Below are 18,788 nucleotides of genomic sequence, written 5' to 3'. Positions count from 1 at the left end.
TTGTGCGTATGAGTAAAAAGTTGACACTCATTCCTATTGTTGCCGCATTGTTATCTGGGGCAACATTTGCATCATCAAATACCGTTACTGAGAAGGATATTCCGGTCTTAGCACCAGAATCTCAACATACAACGGCTAGCAAACGAGTGACCAACTTATTTACTCGCCAGCACTATAAACGATTTAGCTTCGATGACGCTTTGTCAGAAAAGATTTTTGATCGTTATGTTGATTCACTTGACTATAATCGGTCGGTTTTCTTGCAAAGCGACATTGATAAATTCAATAGCTACAGAAAGCAGTTTGATGATGCGTTAAAAGCAGGCAAATTAGAATTTGCCTATGACATGTTTAATTTAAGCATGAAGCGACGTTTCGAACGTTTTCAATTTGCGTTATCTTTACTTGAAAAAGAAATGACGTTTGATAAACCAGACGCATTTTTTTACGACCGAGAAGATATAGCGTTTGCACAGACCCAGCAAGAACTTGATGAATATTGGCGTCAGCGTGTTAAGTCAGACGCATTGCGACTAAAACTCACAGGTAAAGATTGGAAAGAAATCAAAGAGATTTTAACCAAACGATACAACAATACCTTGAAGCGTTTAGTGCAAACTAATAGTGAAGATGCTTTCCAAGTTGTAATGAATTCATTTGCACGCAGTGTCGAAGCACACACGTCGTATTTATCCCCTCGTCGCGCCGAGCAGTTCAAGATGGATATGGATCTTGAGTTAGAAGGGATTGGCGCAGTACTTGGCTACGATGAAGACTACACGATTATTCGCTCGCTCGTACCGGGTGGCCCAGCTGATAAATCTGAGCAAATTAAACCAGATGACCGAATTGTTGGTGTTGCACAAGATAATGAAGAATTTGTAGATGTGATTGGTTGGCGATTAGATGATGTGGTTGACCTTATTAAAGGTCCCAAAGGGACTAAGGTTAGATTGCAGTATTTAAAAGGCTCAGACACACACGGTACACCTAAAGTTGTAGAAATTGTACGTGATAAAATTCGCCTTGAAGACAGAGCTGCTAAATCTGAAGTGTTCGAGGCCAAATATTCAGATCTAACTAGTAAAATTGGTGTGATCGAAATACCTAGTTTTTACAATAACTTATCTAAAGATGTAAAAGTAGAAATTGCTAAGCTCAAAGAGCAAAAAGTCGATGGCATTGTAATCGACCTTCGTCAAAACGGTGGTGGCTCACTATATGAAGCAACTCAACTAACGGGCTTATTTATCGAACAAGGGCCAGTGGTACAAATTCACACAGCCTACAATCGTGTTGAAGCGCAACAAGACCGAGATGGTATTACATTTTATGATGGTCCTATGACGGTGCTGGTTGATCGTTACAGTGCCTCAGCATCCGAAATTTTTGCCGCTGCTATTCAAGATTATGGTCGCGGAGTTGTAATTGGTGAACAAACTTTTGGTAAAGGCACTGTGCAACAGCACAGAGGGTTGAGTAAAAATTATGATTTGTTTAGTAATGCTTTAGGTAGTGTGACTTATACAATTGCTAAGTTTTATCGTATTAACGGTGGCAGTACACAAAATAAAGGGGTGATCCCTGACGTGTTGCTCCCCTCGGCAATTGAGCCTGAAGAGTGGGGCGAGAGTCAAGAAGACAATGCACTACCTTGGGACAGCATTAAACAGGCTAGGTTTAGCAGCTTAGACAATCTAAAACCGGTTGTTGAATATTTAAAAGCTAAGCATGAGTCACGAGTCAAAAACGAGCCTGAATTTAAATATGTTTACGACGATATTGCACGATATAAAGAACAAAAAGATGATAAGAAAATATCATTAGTCGAGGCGCAAAGATTAAAAGAACGTGATGAGGCTGAAAAGCGCTCATTAGTGAGAAATAATGAACGTCTTAAGCGCTTAGGGATGGAACCGGTAGAAAACTTAGATGATTTACCCGAAGTGCTATCGGAACTTGATCCTTACTTAGAAGAAGCTGCGCTTATTACGCAGGACCTGATCTCATTTGGCCGACTAGCGAAAAATGATGTATAAACATTAATCTAAATCGGCATAAAAAGGCGCTACGGCGCCTTTTTTGTTACGCCTTGTGCCATGAATTTGCTATTATTCACGCCAGTTAATTTACGAATAACAACGATAAAACCATTACCACAACCAAAGGTCGTGAGTAAAAAATAATAATAAGCATGAATCCCATGCATAGGAGAGTTCAGTTTGAAGCAACCTAAACAACCCTCGTTTTTAGATGCGTTTGTGCCAATCACAGTATTAGTCTGTTTATTAGGTGCAGCAGTCTATCTATATGGAGACAGTTCCTCTTCGGGTCCTAATCAAATCGCACTATTATTTGCTACTTTTACAGCGGCATTAGTAGGTCTAAAAAATGGTTACACATGGAAAACGCTTGAAGAAGCAATGATCAAAGGGATCACCTTGTCATTGGGGGCAATCCTAATACTGTTGATGGTAGGTGCCTTGATTGGTACATGGCTGTTGTCAGGAACAGTGCCTACATTAATTTACTATGGCCTGCAGATAATTAGTCCCAGCTGGTTTTACGCAGCCAGCTGTATGATATGCGGTATTGTTGCGATGAGCATTGGTAGCTCTTGGACGACAGCGGCAACCATTGGTGTTGCATTGCTTGGGGTTGCAACAGGGCTTGGGCTTGACCAAGTTGTTACTGCAGGTGCTGTTATATCAGGCGCTTATTTTGGTGATAAATTAAGCCCACTTTCAGAAACAACCAACTTAGCACCAGCTGTAGCTGGAAGCGACCTGTTCGAACATATTCAGCATATGCTGTGGACGACAGTGCCAAGCTTTGTTATCGCTCTGATCATATTTACTTTTATGGGTTTCAGTGCAGATGTCAATAGTGATATTGGCCGTATAGAAGAGATTGTTACTATCTTAAAGGGTAACTTTAATATTAACCCGGTGATGCTCGTGCCGTTGTTAGTGTTGCTGGGGCTGGCGTTCAAAAAAATGCCCGCATTTCCTGCTATTTCTATCGGTGCAGTGGTGGGGGCTGTCTGGGCAATGCTGTTTCAAGGCGACTTAATTCACAGTCAGGTCGATGCGTCTCAGGGCGAGGTAGTCGGATACTTTAAACTGGTATGGGCTACTTTTTATGAAGGCTTCAGTATAACGACTGGCGACGGCAAAATGGATGACTTGCTCAGTGGTGGCGGTATGTCAAACATGCTCAATACAACTTGGCTAGTTATGACTGCACTCATGTTTGGCGCGATTATGGAAAAAACAGGGCTACTCGATATTTTTGTTCGCAGCATTTTAAAAATAGCCAAGAGCACAGGTTCATTAATAGCAGCGACAATAGCAACTTGTATCGGTACAAATATTGTTGCTGCAGACCAATATATTGCCATTGTTGTTCCTGGCAGAATGTTCAAAGAAGAGTATAAAAAACGTGGTCTGAAGCCCGTTAATTTATCACGTACCTTAGAGGATGGCGGTACAATAACGAGCCCATTAATACCTTGGAATACGTGTGGCGCATACATGCAAAGCGTATTGTTGATCAATCCATTTGACTATGCCTTATATGCATTCTTTAATTTAATTAATCCAGTGCTGGCAGTTATCTATGCGTATTTGGGCATTAAAATCTTACGCATAAAGCCAAAATCTATGTCAGAACAAGCTTAATCATCACGCCCTGTTTATTCGGGGCGTTTTTTTGAGGAAAAACCATGCAAACAAAGCCTCAAGCTAAGTATCTAAAGGACTATCAAGGACCTTCACACCAGGTAGCCAGTTTAGAACTTACCTTTGATTTACATCCGACTAAAACAAACGTTAAAGCAAAAGCTCGTTATACTGCAACAGATGAACAAACTTCGTTAAGGCTAGACGGAGTAGATCTAAACTTGTTGTCAGTAAGTGTTGACGGTCAACCGTTCGAGCAATACGAATGTACTCATGAACATTTATTGCTTAGCGGCCTTCCGAAAGACTTCGAGCTAGAAATAGAAACGGAGATATCGCCACAAACGAATACTTCTTTGGAAGGATTATATCTGTCAGGTGGTACATATTGTACGCAATGTGAAGCAGAGGGTTTTAGAAAGATCACGTATTTTTTAGATAGGCCTGATGTATTAACTATTTATACAGTGACGGTCATTGGCCAACAATCCATGCCACATTTGCTCTCCAATGGTAATCAAATTGAGTCAGGCCAATTGGCCGATGGACGTCATTTTGCAAAATGGCACGATCCGTTCAAAAAGCCTAGTTATCTTTTTGCCTTGGTTGCAGGGGATTTTGACCTTCTTGAAGATGAATTTATTACACGTTCTGGTCGAAAAGTTGATTTGGTATTGTTTGTAGACAAAGGCAACTTAACTAAAGCGCCTCATGCAATGGCATCTTTGAAAAGAGCCATGGAGTGGGATGAGAAGCGCTTTGGCCTTGAGTATGACCTTGATATTTACATGATTGTTGCAGTCGATTTTTTCAATATGGGTGCAATGGAAAATAAAGGCTTGAATGTTTTTAACAGCTCTTGCGTGCTAGCAAACCAGCAAACTGCCACAGATAGAGACTACCACACAATAGAGTCAATTGTTGGCCATGAATATTTCCACAACTGGACTGGCAACCGCGTTACGTGTCGCGACTGGTTCCAATTATCTTTAAAAGAAGGGTTAACTGTTTTTAGAGATCAGGAATTTAGCAGTGATCTAGGTTCAAGAGGTTTAAACCGCATTGATGCTGTGATGGCGATGAGAACGCATCAATTTGCAGAAGATGTGGGTCCAATGGCTCATTCTATCCGTCCCGATAAAGTTATTGAGATGAATAACTTTTATACTGTGACTGTCTATAACAAGGGCGCGGAAGTAATACGCATGATGCATACCATACTTGGTGAAGAAAACTTCCAAAAAGGCATGCAACTATATTTTGAACGTCATGATGGCTGTGCTGTTACTTGTGATGATTTTGTGGCTGCAATGCAAGACGCCAGTAATGTTGACTTAAGTCAGTTCAAATTATGGTATGAGCAAATTGGCACACCAATGCTTACGGTAGAGACAGAGTATCGGGCTCAGAGCAACACCTATGCGTGTAGCATCAAACAAAAGCATGCTCAGAATGATCCAATCCAGAGTCCGTTGCACATACCTTTTGCCATCGAGTTGCTGGATAAGTCGGGTCATGCCTTGCCGCTCATTGTAAATGGTGAACGAGTATCAAAAGTAATCGATGTAACGCAAGAACAGCAGACTGTGGTGTTTGAGCGAATACCTGAACGACCAGTGGCGGTATTGCTAGAAGACTTCTCTGCACCTGTATTGGTTAAGTATGACTACCATCTTTCGGAATTGATCCACATTATCGCTCATGCAAGTAGCGACTATGCACGGTGGGAAGCTGCACAACAAGCTTTTCAGTTAGAAGTTTTTAAAGGGGTTGAGCAGTTTAATAGCGGCTCCGATATAACCCTTGCAAGTGAGCTACTAGACACATTTAGCATGCTACTGCGTGACAGACGTGGTGATTTGGCATTGTTAGCCGAACTGATCAGAGTGCCAAGTTTTGATACCTTATCAAGTTGCTTTGAGCAAACTCCTGTGGATGCTCTTAATACCTGTATAAAACGTTTCGAGCGCAATATTGCAAGTCAATTAGTTGAGCCTTTAAAACAGGCTTTTGAAGCCTGTGAAGAAAGCGGAGAGCTTACGCACGACGCAGTATCCGCACGAGCGCTTAAAAATGTATGTTTGTATTACTTAGCGATGGTTGCCGATGATAAAGTGACAAAATGGATTGATAATCAGTCGGAAAGTGACAATATGACATTAAAATTTGGTGCGCTCAAGGCCGCTTTTAATGCCCAATTGCCAACAGCCGAGGATGCTATGGCTAACTTCGATTCGCAGTGGCGTCATGATTTGTTAGTAATGGATAAGTGGTTTGCATTGCAAGCAACGCAAATTGGCGAGCAAGCGATTGCCAAGATAAAAAGTTTATATGAGCATCCATGTTTTGATAAATCAAACCCTAATCGAGTAAGAGCACTAATCGGAAGCTTTGCGCGGAACAACCCAGAAGAGTTCCATCGAATTGATGGTGAGGGATATAAGCTATTAGGTGATTTGCTCATCGAGCTTAACGCAATCAATCCTCAAAATGCGTCTAGAATGCTTACGCCATTTATGTCTTGGAAACGACTTGATGAGCAAAGGAGTAAACTCATGCGGGCACAATTAGAACGTTTGTCACAATTAACTGATCTTAGCGATGACTTGTTTGAAAAAGTTGAAAAAGCACTAGGTTAGGTAAAAAGTGCAGGAATATTTTTTTTCAATGTACCTTAGCTATGATGAATGTATGGAATATTATCAAGGCAGTATAAAGTACATTCAGGTAACAGAGGATGGTGGGAAGCGAATTCGTTTTCCTGCCACACATATTCGTAAGTTTGTTTCCTCATTAGGTGTAAGAGGGCGCTTTAGATTATGTCTAGATGGCCAAAACAACTTTGTTTCGCTTGAAAAAATTGCTTAATCACGAATTTTAGCCCACTGGTATTGTATTTTTGTTAAATGGGTTTGTTATAAACTTAAATTACGTGTTATAAATTATCTGGTAGGACGTCTTACCAAGAGTAAAATAGCGACCTAAAAGCTAAAAAGCACCGATTGAACGCGTTCCATTTGTAATTTTGATAATTCGCTTCTATCGTTACGACAACAAAAAAACAACTACTTGATTATAAAATACCCGCCATAAGGGGGAGAAATAATGATAAAAAGATCGCTTTTTGTGAAAAACAAAATCATGCTCGGTCTTAGTGCAGCTGCTCTATCTATGAGTAGTGCACCTTTACTTGCTGCAAGCTTTCAAGTCGGTGATTTTGATATCACATTCGACTCGACTTTTTCTTACGGACAGAGTATTCGTGTTGAAGATAGAGATTTTCAATATGTAGGTAAAAGTAACCACCCAAGATTCGATTGGTCTGGTTACAACGCATTGACTGGTAACACCGTTTATAGTTCTTCTGAAGTGTGGGGTACGCCAGGCGCCTATTCAAACAACGGCGATGCGGGTAATTTAAACTTTGACTCGGGCGATACCTTTTCGCAGCTAGTTAAAGGGACTCATGACTTTTCTATTAGCAAAGATAATTACGGGTTCTTCTCTCGTTTTATGTATTTCTATGACTTTGCGATGGAAGATGGTGACTTTGCATACAACAACCCTGTTTCGGGTAAGAAAGTAGACCCATGTTCATATGATGAAACAAAAGAGCAGGTGTGCTCAGATATCCGCTTGTTAGATGCGTTTGTTTGGGCCGACTTTGATCTTAACGATGGTAAAAATCCATTATCAGTCCGTTTGGGTCAGCAGGTTGTAAACTGGGGTGAAAGTACGCTTATCAGCCATGGCATCAATGTAAACCCTGTTGATATTGATCGCTTAAAAGCCCCAGGTTCTGAGGTTAAAGAAGCACTGATCCCAGTTGGTATGCTTTGGGCGTCACTTGGTATTACAGAGAATGTTACGTTAGAAGGTTTTTATCAGTATGATTGGCATGAAACGCGCTTACCTGCATCAGGTAGCTATTTTTCTACCAATGATTTTGCTTCAGCAAATGGTTTCTCACAAAATATCCAATTAGGTTTCACGTCTAACCCAGACATTGATTTACAGCATTTAACTGACTCGTTAAATTCACTTCAGGCAACTTGGCTTGGTGCATTAACATCACAAGGTCTAGATGTTACGCAAGCAGGCGTGACAAGTAGCGAATCAGCACAAAAACTATTGGCGCAAATGTATCTAGCTTATCCTACGAAAGTTGCCTTAAAGGGCAAAGGTGATGCAGGTAAAAATGAGCCAGAAGATGGTGGACAGTATGGTGTGCGCCTAGGTATTTACTCTCCAGAGTTAAATGACACTGAGTTTGCCCTTTATTACATTAATTACCATAGCCGCAGACCACTGATCTCAGGTAAAGCATCAAACTTTACCAACGCGGCTGTTGCCCAAGACTTAGCATATATTGCTGGCACTACTATCACTGAAGACAACATCACCAATCTTAATGCTTTCACGCAAGGTATTATTGAATACCCAGAAGACATCAAGCTTTATGGTCTTAGCTTTAATACAGCTTTGGGTGAAACGGCGTTTTCAGGTGAGTTTACCTACCGCCAAGACGAACCTCTACAAATTGATGACGTAGAGCTACTCTATGCCGGTATGGTTGAGCAGCTAGCCTATGCTGGTCGTCGCGATGATTTTGCTGGTTTCTCGCAGTTAAGTCAGGGTGATGCGGTCGCTTACGTTGAGCCGGGTGAAATTGCACAGGGCTATGTACTTAAAGATACGCTGCAAGCGCAATTTACTGCTACTCATCTATTTGGTCCGTCTTTAGGTGCTGATAGTTGGGCGGTTGTTGGTGAATTAGGTGCTGTGACAATCAAAGATATGCCTAACTATGACCAGCTTCGCTTAAACGTTGCAGGGACTGGTCGAAGTGGCACGATTGAAGGCATTTCAGGTAAAAGCTATGACTTGATCCATCAAGCGGTTTCAAATGGTCCTGAAGTGAATCCATTCCCGACTTCTTCGGCTTGGGGTTATCGTTTAATCGCTAAGGGTGAGTTTAATAACTTATTTGCAGGCGTAAATTTTTCTCCAAGAGTGGTATTTTCACACGATGTAAATGGTATTACACCTGATCCTATGTTCTTGTTTGTTGAAGATCGTAAGTCTTTAGGTGTCACCATGAATTTCAATTATCAAAATGCATGGTCGTTTGACTTTGGCTACAACACCTTCTGGGGTGGTGGCGCAACAAATACATTCGCAGACCGTGATTTTGTGTCTTTTAACATCAAGTATTCAATTTAAGGGCTTTCAGTATGTTTAGAAAACCTACACTACTTGCCGCAACAATGATAACAATGCTATCGGCAAGCAATGCAATGGCAAAAATGTCGGCGGAAGAAGTATCACGTTTAGGTGCTGATTTAACGCCAATCGGTGCTGAAAAAGCAGGCAATAAAGATGGCTCTATCCCAGCTTGGGATGGTGGTATTACTGCGCCGCCAGCTAATTATAAGCCTGGTATGCACCATCCAGACCCATTTGCTGATGACAAAGTTTTGTTTACTATCGACAAGTCAAACCTCGATAAATACAAAGATTACTTAAGCCCTGGACAAATCGCTATGTTTGAAACGTATCCTGATACGTTTAAAATGAACATTTATCCAACTCGTCGCAGTGCGTCATATCCGCAATTTGTCTATGATGCGACCAAAAAGTATGCCTCAACGGCTGAACTTATCGAAGGCGGAAATGGAATTAAAAATACCGCAATTGGTATTCCATTTCCGGTTCCAAAAGATGGGTTAGAAGCTATTTGGAATCACTTGCTACGTTATCGCGGATTGTCGATTGCACGCTTTGGTGGGCAAGCTATGCCAACTGAATCAGGTGATTACAACTTAATTGGCTTTGATGAAAAGTTATTAGTTAAGTATTCAGCGCTAGATGCAACACCAGAAGAGTTAAAAGAGTCAAACGTACTATTTAAGTTTAAGCAAAAGGTAACAGAGCCTGCGCGACTAGCTGGTACTGCGTTGTTGGTACATGAAACGATGGACCAAATATTAACGCCGCGTCAAGCTTGGACTTACAACACCGGTCAACGCCGTGTTCGCCGCGCACCGAATGTAGCATATGACGCTCCAGGAACAGCATCGGATAGCTTACGTACAACAGATGACTTTGACATGTTCAACGGTTCACCAAATCGTTATAATTGGACACTAAAAGGCAAGCAAGAGCTGTATATTCCATACAATAGCTACAAGCTTCACAGCGATAAGCTCAAGTATGACGATATCTTAAAGCCAGGTCACATTAACCCTGAGCACGTGCGCTATGAAAAACACCGTGTATGGGTTGTTGAAGCTAACTTAAAAGAGGGCACTCGTCATATCTACAAAAAACGTGTGTTCTATATAGATGAAGATAGTTGGCAAATTCACATTGCGGACCTGTATGATAATCGCGACCAAATGTACCGCGTAGCGATGGCACATGGTTTAAATTATTACGAAGTGCCTACACACTGGAGTACATTAGACGTATATCACGACCTAAACTCTCGTCGTTATTTGGCTATCGGCCTAGATAACGAAGAGCAAATGTACGACTTTAGTCAGTCTTTCCAAGACAATGAGTTTACACAAAGTGCATTACGCCGAGAGGGTAAGCGCTAAGTCGGCTCTCAACCAACCATTGCTAGCGGTCAAATCGGCTGCTAGCAATTCTGTTTATTTGGCGAGTTCTCGCCTCCTGTCACGTTTATTTGAGTAGTTTCAGCATGATAAAAACATCCATTGCGAGTGTCTGTGTACTGTTTTGTACTTTTGCGAGTGCGCAAATCGCTCCAGAGTCTGCATTGCAAGTTAAACACCCCCAAAGAACCCTTTTTACAGACATTGTTGATAATGAAGGCACGCTGATAGCCGTAGGAAAACATGGCACTATCGTGACAAGTGAAGATGGTCAACATTGGCAACAGGCACAGGTGCCGGTACAGTCTTTGTTAACTGCTGTGACGGCTGTTGGTGCCGATAAAACTTGGGCATGTGGCCATGACAGCAGCATTTTGTTTAGTAGTGATAAAGGGCAAACATGGCAGCTGCAGCAATATTTACCTGAACAGCAAAAACCTTGTTTAGATATTGAGTTTGTTGATGAGAATGTTGGGTTTGCAATAGGTGCTTATGGCATGTTTTATGAAACCGAAAACGGTGGTAAAACATGGCACAAACGCTTTATTGACGATTTTGTGCATCCTGATGACAAAGATTATCTTCGCGACTTAAAAGAAGATAATCCTCGTGCTTACGAGGAAGAAACTAAGTTTATACTACCTCATTTTAATCGAATTTTAGTGCAAGAAGAGCACCTTTATTTAGTGGGTGAGATGGGGTTGGTTGCACATAGTGAGAACATGGGGAAAAGCTGGGAGCGGCTAGAAGAGTTTTACCCAGGTTCTTTTTTTGCGGTCGCACCTTATTCACAAGAGCAAATTATCGTCGCAGGTTTACGTGGTAATGCCTTTATAGCGAGCGTTGATACCCTAGAGTTTAAGAAAATAGAAACACCAGTTAAGGCTACTGTGAATTCACTTGTGTCCTATCACGGTACCACTTATATGCTGGCCAATAGCGGTTTTTTATTTGGTTTCAACAACGGCCAGGTGACATCGTCACAGTTAAGTAGCGGTCATGCCATATTATCAGCCGTTACGTTTAAAGATAAATTGATTTTAGCCACTGAAAAGGGGCTAAAAACTTGGGAGGCTAAGAAGTAATGCAAGCCGTTTTAAACAAATTAGAGTATGTGGTATTTCGTCATCGAATGGCAGTGTTGTTGCTATTTACTTTCCTAACATTTTTATTAGGGTATAAAGCGACACATATTCAACTTGATGCATCATTTAATAAAAATATTCCATTGCAGCACGAGTACATGCAGCTGTATTTAAAGCACGAAAAACAATTTGGCGGTGCAAATAGCATTTTGATCTCAGTGTGTGATGAAGAGGGGGATATTTTTAATCCCGAATTTTTCAAACAGCTGAAAGCAGTTCACGACCAACTCTATTTCATTCCTGGTGTAAATAGACCTCTGGTCAACTCTATTTTTTCGCCAAGTGCGCGTTTTGTTGAAGTTGTTGAAGACGGCTTTGCTGGTGGCCCAATTATCCCCGCAAATTTCACTGCCACGGAGCAGGGGCTTGCTGTCGTTAAGCAAAATATTGAGAAGGCGAATGTTGTTGGCAGGATGATCGCCAGTGATTACAGCTGTGCTATGGTGAGTGCACAGCTCATGGAAATCGACCCTCAAACGCAAGAAAAGTTAGACACACTTGAATTCGCCAAGAAGCTTGAGTCTCAGATCCGTGAACCTCTCAGTACAGATAAAGTCAGTATCCATATTATTGGATTTGCAAAAATGGCGGGTGATATAGCCGACGGTGCGAAAGGTGTTGTATTGTTCTTTGCCCTTGCTATCGCTTTCACCTTCATTATGGTTTGGCTGTTCTGTAAGAGCTTTAAGTTGACGTTATTACCCATAGCTTGTTCAATAATCGCTGTTGTATGGCAAATGGGTTTGCTGTCGACCTTAGGCTTTGGCTTAGATCCCATGTCAATTTTGGTACCATTTTTAGTATTTGCCATCGGCGTGAGTCATGGTGTCCAAATGATTAACTCTATTGGTAAAAAGGTCGCTGAAGGTGTATCGAGTAAAGTTGCGGCACAAGCCAGCTTTAAAGCTTTATTGATCCCTGGTGGTATCGCGTTACTATCCGATACGGTAGGCTTTTTAACGTTATTAGCAATTGATATTGGCATTATTCGCGAGCTTGCAATCACTGCCAGCTTAGGTGTTGCGGTTATTATTTTCACAAATCTTGTTTTACTACCGATTTTAGCGTCGTATTTTAACTCCAGTAAAATTAAGCGAGTGGATGATGGTAAAACAACCTCTCATAACTTGTTTAGTCATTTGAGAGAAGCACTGGTATGCGCCACAGATAAAAAGTGGGCGAGCGTTATTCTGGTAGTATCAGGGTTACTATTCGCATTCGGCTATTGGCAATCGCAAAATATGCGCATTGGTGATTTACACGCTGGCGCACCAGCATTGCATCAAGATGCACGTTATAACCAAGATACATTTTTAATTTCCGATCGTTACGCAATTTCTTCAGACATACTAAAAGTCATTGTTGAGGCATACCCAGCAGCCTGTACTGAGCATGACACGATGGAGCGGATCAGTCGTTTTCAGTGGCGGGTAGAGAACCTAGCTGGTGTGCAATCTGCAGTATCTTTAAGTTCGGTTGCGCAAGCGGTGAATGCGGGCTACAACGAAGGAAATCAAAAGTGGCAAACGTTGCCTAGAAATAGCGCGTCATTGGTTCAAGCGACATCTCGCGTTGAGACTAGCACCGGTTTACTCAATGGTGACTGCTCTGTCATGCCAATCATTATTTTTATGCAGGACCATAAAGCAGAGACCATAGATCATGTTGTCTCTAGCATTAAGCAATTTGCACAAGAAGAAGATACAGATAAGGTACAGTTCAAACTAGCATCCGGTCCAATTGGTGTAATGGCTGCAACCAATGAGTCTGTCTCAGCAGCGCAGCTACCCATGATGATTTACGTGTACGGTGCGGTTATTATTCTGTGTTTATTGAGCTTTAGAAGCGTTAAAGCGACGATAGCAGTTGTGTTGCCACTTTATATTGTATCAACGCTCGCACAAGCATTGATGGTTAAACTAGAAATTGGCTTAACAGTATCGACTTTGCCTGTGATTGCGTTGGGTGTAGGTATTGGGGTTGATTACGGAATATATATTCTGTCCTCAATGATGGGGCAGTTAAAACAAGGTGTACCGCTTGCGGTTGCGTATAGAAACGCCTTGGCTGAGAGGGGCAGCGCAGTGCTGTTTACTGGTATCACTTTGGCAATCGGTGTGAGTACCTGGATCTTCTCCGCGTTGAAGTTCCAAGTAGATATGGGCATTCTGTTAACGTTCATGTTTTTAGTCAATATGCTTGGCGCAGTGCTATTATTGCCTGCAATTGGCACTCTACTGTGGACCGACCAGAAAAAAAATCGTGAATAAATGTGCTTCTAAATAGCCAGTATTGGCTATTTATATCTATATTTTGTGAATAGATGAGCAAATGGCTGAAAAGCTTAAAATGTTTTCGTCGAAAAGGCTGTTTATTAGCGTCAGAAAGGTTAAAATTCTACTGACTCCACGCTAATAAACAGCTGTACAAATAATCTACCGTTCAAAGGTGGTATAGATTAAGGAACACATATGACACAAAATGAAGGTCCAGCATCAGTTATCCTCGATAACGTATGTAAGTTGATCCACAAGAAAGTTCATGCAGAGAACGTGTCACTCGTTGAAACATTTGCCAAAGCCTTGTACAGCAATATGTCTAAAGAGGACTTGGCAAACCGCAACGATAGTGACTTATATGGCGCTGCACTTAGTCTTTGGAATTCTCTCGAAAATAATAACTCAGATGAAGCCGTGATCCGCGTATTCAACCCTGAGGTGGCAAAAGATGGCTGGCAGTCATCCCACACAATCGTAGAGATCATAGCTAAAGATATGCCTTTCTTAGTTGACTCAGTACGCATGGCAATGAATCGCGAAAATATTGTATCGCACCTACTTTTGCACTGCCCGCTAAAAATTCAACGCGATGATGCTGGAAAAATAGCTGCTATTTCAAATCTTAAGGCAGAACAAGAGTCGACATCGACTAAAACTGTGTTCTTTATTGAGATAGACCGTCAGACAGATAAAAAAGAGATTGAAGCTTTTACCAAAGAGCTTGAATCTGTACTACAAGATGTGTCTTTGGCGGTACAAGACTGGTTACCCATCCGAGACAAACTTAAGTCAGTTATTAAAGACTTGCCGAAACGCCACTTCAACTGCGATGAGAGCGAAGTTAAAGAAGCCATCGAGTTTTTAGATTGGTTAACTCAAGATAACTTCACCTTCATGGGTTATCGTCAGTATGACTTAACACCAGTTCAAGGTGACTACGAGCTTAAGCACACGGCTGGCACAAGCTTAGGCTTGATGAAAAAGTCATCAGACGCACAAGGGCGACTACTTTCAGAATTACCAGAGGTCGCACGTAAAGAGGCGCGTAGCGATAATCTTCTGATACTTACAAAAACAAATTCGTTGTCACGAGTACACCGTCCAGCATATGTAGATTATGTTGGTATCAAACGCTTTGATAAAAAAGGTAACGTGATCGGCGAAGACCGTTTTATCGGTTTATTCTCATCAAGTTTTTACAACAATAGTGCGGCCGATGTGCCTGTACTACGAGGCAAAATCAACCGCATTATGCAAATGTGTGATTTTGCGCAAGGAACGCACGCATACAAAGCAGTGTTAAATATTCTTGAAACATACCCACGCGATGAGTTAGTGCAAGCGCGAGAAAGCGAACTTTTAGAAGTGGCTACGGGTGTATTGCAAGTACAAGAACGTGACATGTGCCGTTTGTTTGTTCGCAAGGACATTTACGGTCGTTTCTTTTCTTGCATGGTATATGTGCCAAGAGAGCGTTATAACACCGCACTTAGACGTGAAACTCAACAATTGTTGGCCAATGCGTTCCAATCAAAAGAAAAAGTTGAATTCACGACATATTTCTCAGAGTCTACGCTTGCAAGAACGCATTACACAGTGCGCGTAGCTGACAACAATATTGAATATAACGTGAAAGACATCGAAAACAATTTAATCGAAGCTGCCCGCACTTGGGAAGATAAACTGCATGATGCGTTATTAGAAAGTGCAGGAGAATCTCGTGGCAACGAGCTATTTAGAAAGTATGCGGCTGCTTTTCCTGGCGCATATAAAGACGAAGTATTACCAAGTGCTGCAGTAGTAGACATTGAAAAGTTAGAGCAACTTGACGGTGAGAACAAGCTGGATATGCTTTTTTACCGTCCACAAGAAGAAGCTAATTCTCAAATCGTACGTTTGAGCTTGTTCCATAAAGATGTGCCCATCCACTTATCAGACGTGATGCCAATGCTTGAAAACTTTGGTTTACGAGTCATTGGTGAAACACCTTATGCCATCAAATCTAGTGATGGCCAAGTAAATTGGATCATGGATTTCTCAATGCTACTTGATAGTAAAGGCATTGCGGATTTCAATAAGGTATCTGCTCGTTTTAGAGCTGCACTGACTAATGTTTGGCATAACCGTCTTGAAAATGACGGCTTTAACCGCCTAGTTTTATTAGGTGGTTTGACTGGCCGTGAAGCGTCAATTTTGCGTGCATACGCAAAATATATGCGTCAAATTGGGGTTACTTTCTCGCAAAGCTATATTGAGAGTACCTTTGATCATTATCCACACATTGCAGCTAAAATTGTCGACCTATTTGTTAAAAAGTTCTCTGCGGCAAAGCCTGCGGCGCAAAAAACCATCGACAAAGTTGTTGCTGATATATACGAAGAGTTGGAAAACGTAGCGAACCTAGATGATGACCGTATCATTCGCTTATACGTTGATATGATCAATGCAACACTACGCACCAACTTTTTCCAAAAAGAACAAGATGGCACTAATAAATCTTATGTTTCATTCAAGGTTAAGCCTAGCGAAATTCCTGATATGCCGCTTCCTTTACCAGCGTATGAGATCTTCGTTTACTCACCTCGCGTTGAAGGTGTTCACTTACGTGGTGGTAAAGTTGCCCGTGGTGGTTTACGTTGGTCAGACCGTCGTGAAGACTTCCGAACAGAAGTATTAGGCTTGGTTAAGGCGCAACAGGTTAAAAACACAGTTATCGTGCCTGTAGGATCGAAAGGGGGCTTCGTTTGTAAACAGCTTCCGACTGAACGTGAAGCGTTCTTTAAAGAAGGTCAAGAGTGTTACAAGATCTTCATTCGTGGTTTATTAGATATTACCGACAACATAGTTCACGGTGAAATTGTACCGCCAGAAAGTGTAGTTCGTCACGATGAAGATGACCCTTATTTAGTAGTCGCTGCTGACAAAGGTACCGCAACGTTCTCAGATATTGCTAATGGTATAGCGTTAGAATACAACTTCTGGCTTGGGGATGCATTTGCATCAGGCGGCTCAATTGGTTATGACCATAAGAAAATGGGTATCACGGCCAAAGGTGCTTGGGAGTCTGTAAAACGTCACTTCCGTGAAATGGATATTGATTGTCAAACTACTGACTTCACGGTTGTTGGTATTGGTGATATGGCCGGAGATGTATTCGGTAACGGTATGCTTTTATCGAAGCACATCAAATTGCAAGCGGCATTTAACCACCTGCATATCTTTATTGACCCTACACCAGATGCAGCTAAATCATATGTTGAACGTGAACGTTTATTTGCACTACCGCGCTCTTCGTGGGAAGACTATGATAAGTCGCTCATTTCAGAAGGTGGTGGTATTTTCTCGCGTGCTGCTAAATCTATTACGCTTACGCCTGAAATGAAAAAAATGCTCAATACGAAAAAAGTGAGCATGACACCAAATGAATTAATAAAAGCACTATTAATGATGCCATCTGATTTGCTTTGGAACGGTGGTATCGGAACTTACATTAAGCATTCTAAAGAAACCAATGCAGAGGTTGGTGACCGAGCTAATGATGCATTGCGTATCAATGGTGCTGAGTTGGGTGCAAAGGTCTTTGGTGAAGGGGGTAACTTAGGTGCCACACAATTAGGCCGCATTGAGTTTGCAAGTAAAGGCGGACGTATTAATACAGACTTTATTGATAACGTAGGTGGCGTTGCTTGTTCTGATAACGAAGTAAACATTAAGATTTTACTTAATGGTTTAGTTGCAGAAGGTGACTTAACTAAGAAGCAGCGTGACGAGTTACTATACTCAATGACTGATGAAGTAGCTCAACTAGTATTAGCAGACTGCTACCGTCAAACGCATACTCTATCGATAACCAAATCTAAGGGGCCAGCGACGCTGAAAGAAAAAGTACGCTTTATTCATGCCCTTGAAAAAGATGGCAAACTAGATCGTACCATTGAGTTCTTACCAACCGATGAAGAACTAGCGGAACGTGCTGCGGCAGATAAAGATTTAACTCGCCCTGAGCTGTCAGTACTCGTTTCATATTCGAAAATGGTACTCAAAGAGTCGTTGGTTGTTGATGAAGTATCTGAAAACCCATATTACCGTCAACTACTCGTTAATTCGTTTCCTGCGCCACTGCGTGAAAAGTTTGGTAAAGCGATGGATAACCATCCACTGCGCAAAGAAATCATTGCCACTAAGTTAGCAAATAATATTGTTAATGATATGGGCCTGAACTTCATGGTTCGCATGAACGAAGAAACGGGCGCGAGTGATAGCGAGATAGCTTTATGTTATTCGATTGCAAGTGCTATTTTTGAGTTGAAGAGCACGTGGAATGCAATTGCTGCGCTTGATAATAAGATCCCCGCGGCGGTTCAAACAGAAATGTTGTATCAACTTCGTCGTACAATTCGTCGCGCAACACGTTGGTTCTTGCGTCATCGAAATAAAGCACAGACGATTGAGCAGACCATCGAGTTCTTTGCTCCAGTCTTTAAGGATGTGAGTAGCAACCTTAACAGCTATATGGTGGAATCTGAGAGTGCATCAATTTTAGCTAGTGCTAAAAAGCTTGAAGAGCAGGGTGTACCAAGCGATATTGCAATGCGTATTGTCTCACTATCAAGCTTGTTCTCTGTGATGGACTTGGCTGAAGTTGCACACAACTCAGGTCGTAAAATTGCATTGGTTTCTAACACTTACTTTAAGCTCGGCGCCAAAATGGGCCTACACTGGTTCTTGTATCAGATCACTGCACAGCCAGTGTCTAACCATTGGCAAGCTTTAGCTAGAGCCTCATACCGCGAGGAGCTAGATTGGCAGCAGCGCTCTCTTTCAGAGGTGGTACTTAATAGCTTCGAGCATGGTGACGAAGACGTTAATGCATTGATTGAGAAGTGGATGGATAATCAGTCAACATTGTTATATCGTTGGCAGCAAATGCTTCAAGAGTTCAAAACGTCGCAAAGCCATGATTTTGCGAAGTTCTCGGTTGCGTTACGTGAGCTTATGTTGCTAAGCCATAACTGTGACACTACCAAATAATTTTTAAATCGTTAAAATACCCCGGCCTTGCTG

At 41.7% G+C, this 18,788-nt stretch carries 9 protein-coding genes; all 9 read left to right on the top strand.

Annotated elements, in window-relative coordinates:
- Window positions 1-8: 8 nt before the first annotated feature.
- Complete coding sequence (prc, locus tag HG263_RS02295) at window positions 9-2,039, top strand: carboxy terminal-processing peptidase (RefSeq protein ID WP_171624461.1); 2,031 nt, start codon at window positions 9-11, stop codon at window positions 2,037-2,039.
- A 183-nt stretch (window positions 2,040-2,222) separates the two neighbouring features.
- Entirely contained in the window at window positions 2,223-3,680 is a 1,458-nt protein-coding gene (gene nhaC / locus HG263_RS02290; RefSeq protein ID WP_171624460.1) for a Na+/H+ antiporter NhaC, read from the top strand.
- A gap of 44 nt (window positions 3,681-3,724) precedes the next feature.
- Window positions 3,725-6,319, top strand: coding sequence for an aminopeptidase N (gene pepN, locus HG263_RS02285; protein ID WP_171624459.1), 2,595 nt, complete (start codon window positions 3,725-3,727; stop codon window positions 6,317-6,319).
- 7 nt (window positions 6,320-6,326) lie between these two features.
- Window positions 6,327-6,548, top strand: a complete 222-nt coding sequence (locus HG263_RS02280; protein ID WP_171624458.1) for a DUF2835 family protein — start codon at window positions 6,327-6,329, stop codon at window positions 6,546-6,548.
- Between the two features lie 237 nt (window positions 6,549-6,785).
- Complete coding sequence (locus tag HG263_RS02275) at window positions 6,786-8,903, top strand: DUF1302 domain-containing protein (protein WP_171624457.1); 2,118 nt, start codon at window positions 6,786-6,788, stop codon at window positions 8,901-8,903.
- Between the two features lie 11 nt (window positions 8,904-8,914).
- A complete protein-coding gene (locus HG263_RS02270) occupies window positions 8,915-10,282 on the top strand; it encodes a DUF1329 domain-containing protein (RefSeq protein WP_171624456.1) in 1,368 nt (455 codons plus the stop codon).
- 104 nt (window positions 10,283-10,386) lie between these two features.
- Entirely contained in the window at window positions 10,387-11,385 is a 999-nt protein-coding gene (locus HG263_RS02265; protein ID WP_171624455.1) for a WD40/YVTN/BNR-like repeat-containing protein, read from the top strand.
- Window positions 11,385-13,715, top strand: a complete 2,331-nt coding sequence (locus HG263_RS02260; RefSeq protein ID WP_171624454.1) for an efflux RND transporter permease subunit — start codon at window positions 11,385-11,387, stop codon at window positions 13,713-13,715. Before HG263_RS02265 ends, HG263_RS02260 begins: the two co-directional genes overlap by 1 nt.
- Window positions 13,716-13,916: 201 nt before the next feature.
- Window positions 13,917-18,755, top strand: a complete 4,839-nt coding sequence (locus HG263_RS02255; RefSeq protein WP_171624453.1) for an NAD-glutamate dehydrogenase — start codon at window positions 13,917-13,919, stop codon at window positions 18,753-18,755.
- Window positions 18,756-18,788 lie beyond the last annotated feature (33 nt).

The sequence above is a fragment of the Pseudoalteromonas caenipelagi genome (assembly GCF_013140855.1).
GTDB lineage: Bacteria > Pseudomonadota > Gammaproteobacteria > Enterobacterales > Alteromonadaceae > Pseudoalteromonas > Pseudoalteromonas caenipelagi.
The sequence above is the reverse complement of the archived record's forward strand: the minus strand, read 5'-3'. Positions and strand labels throughout refer to the sequence as shown.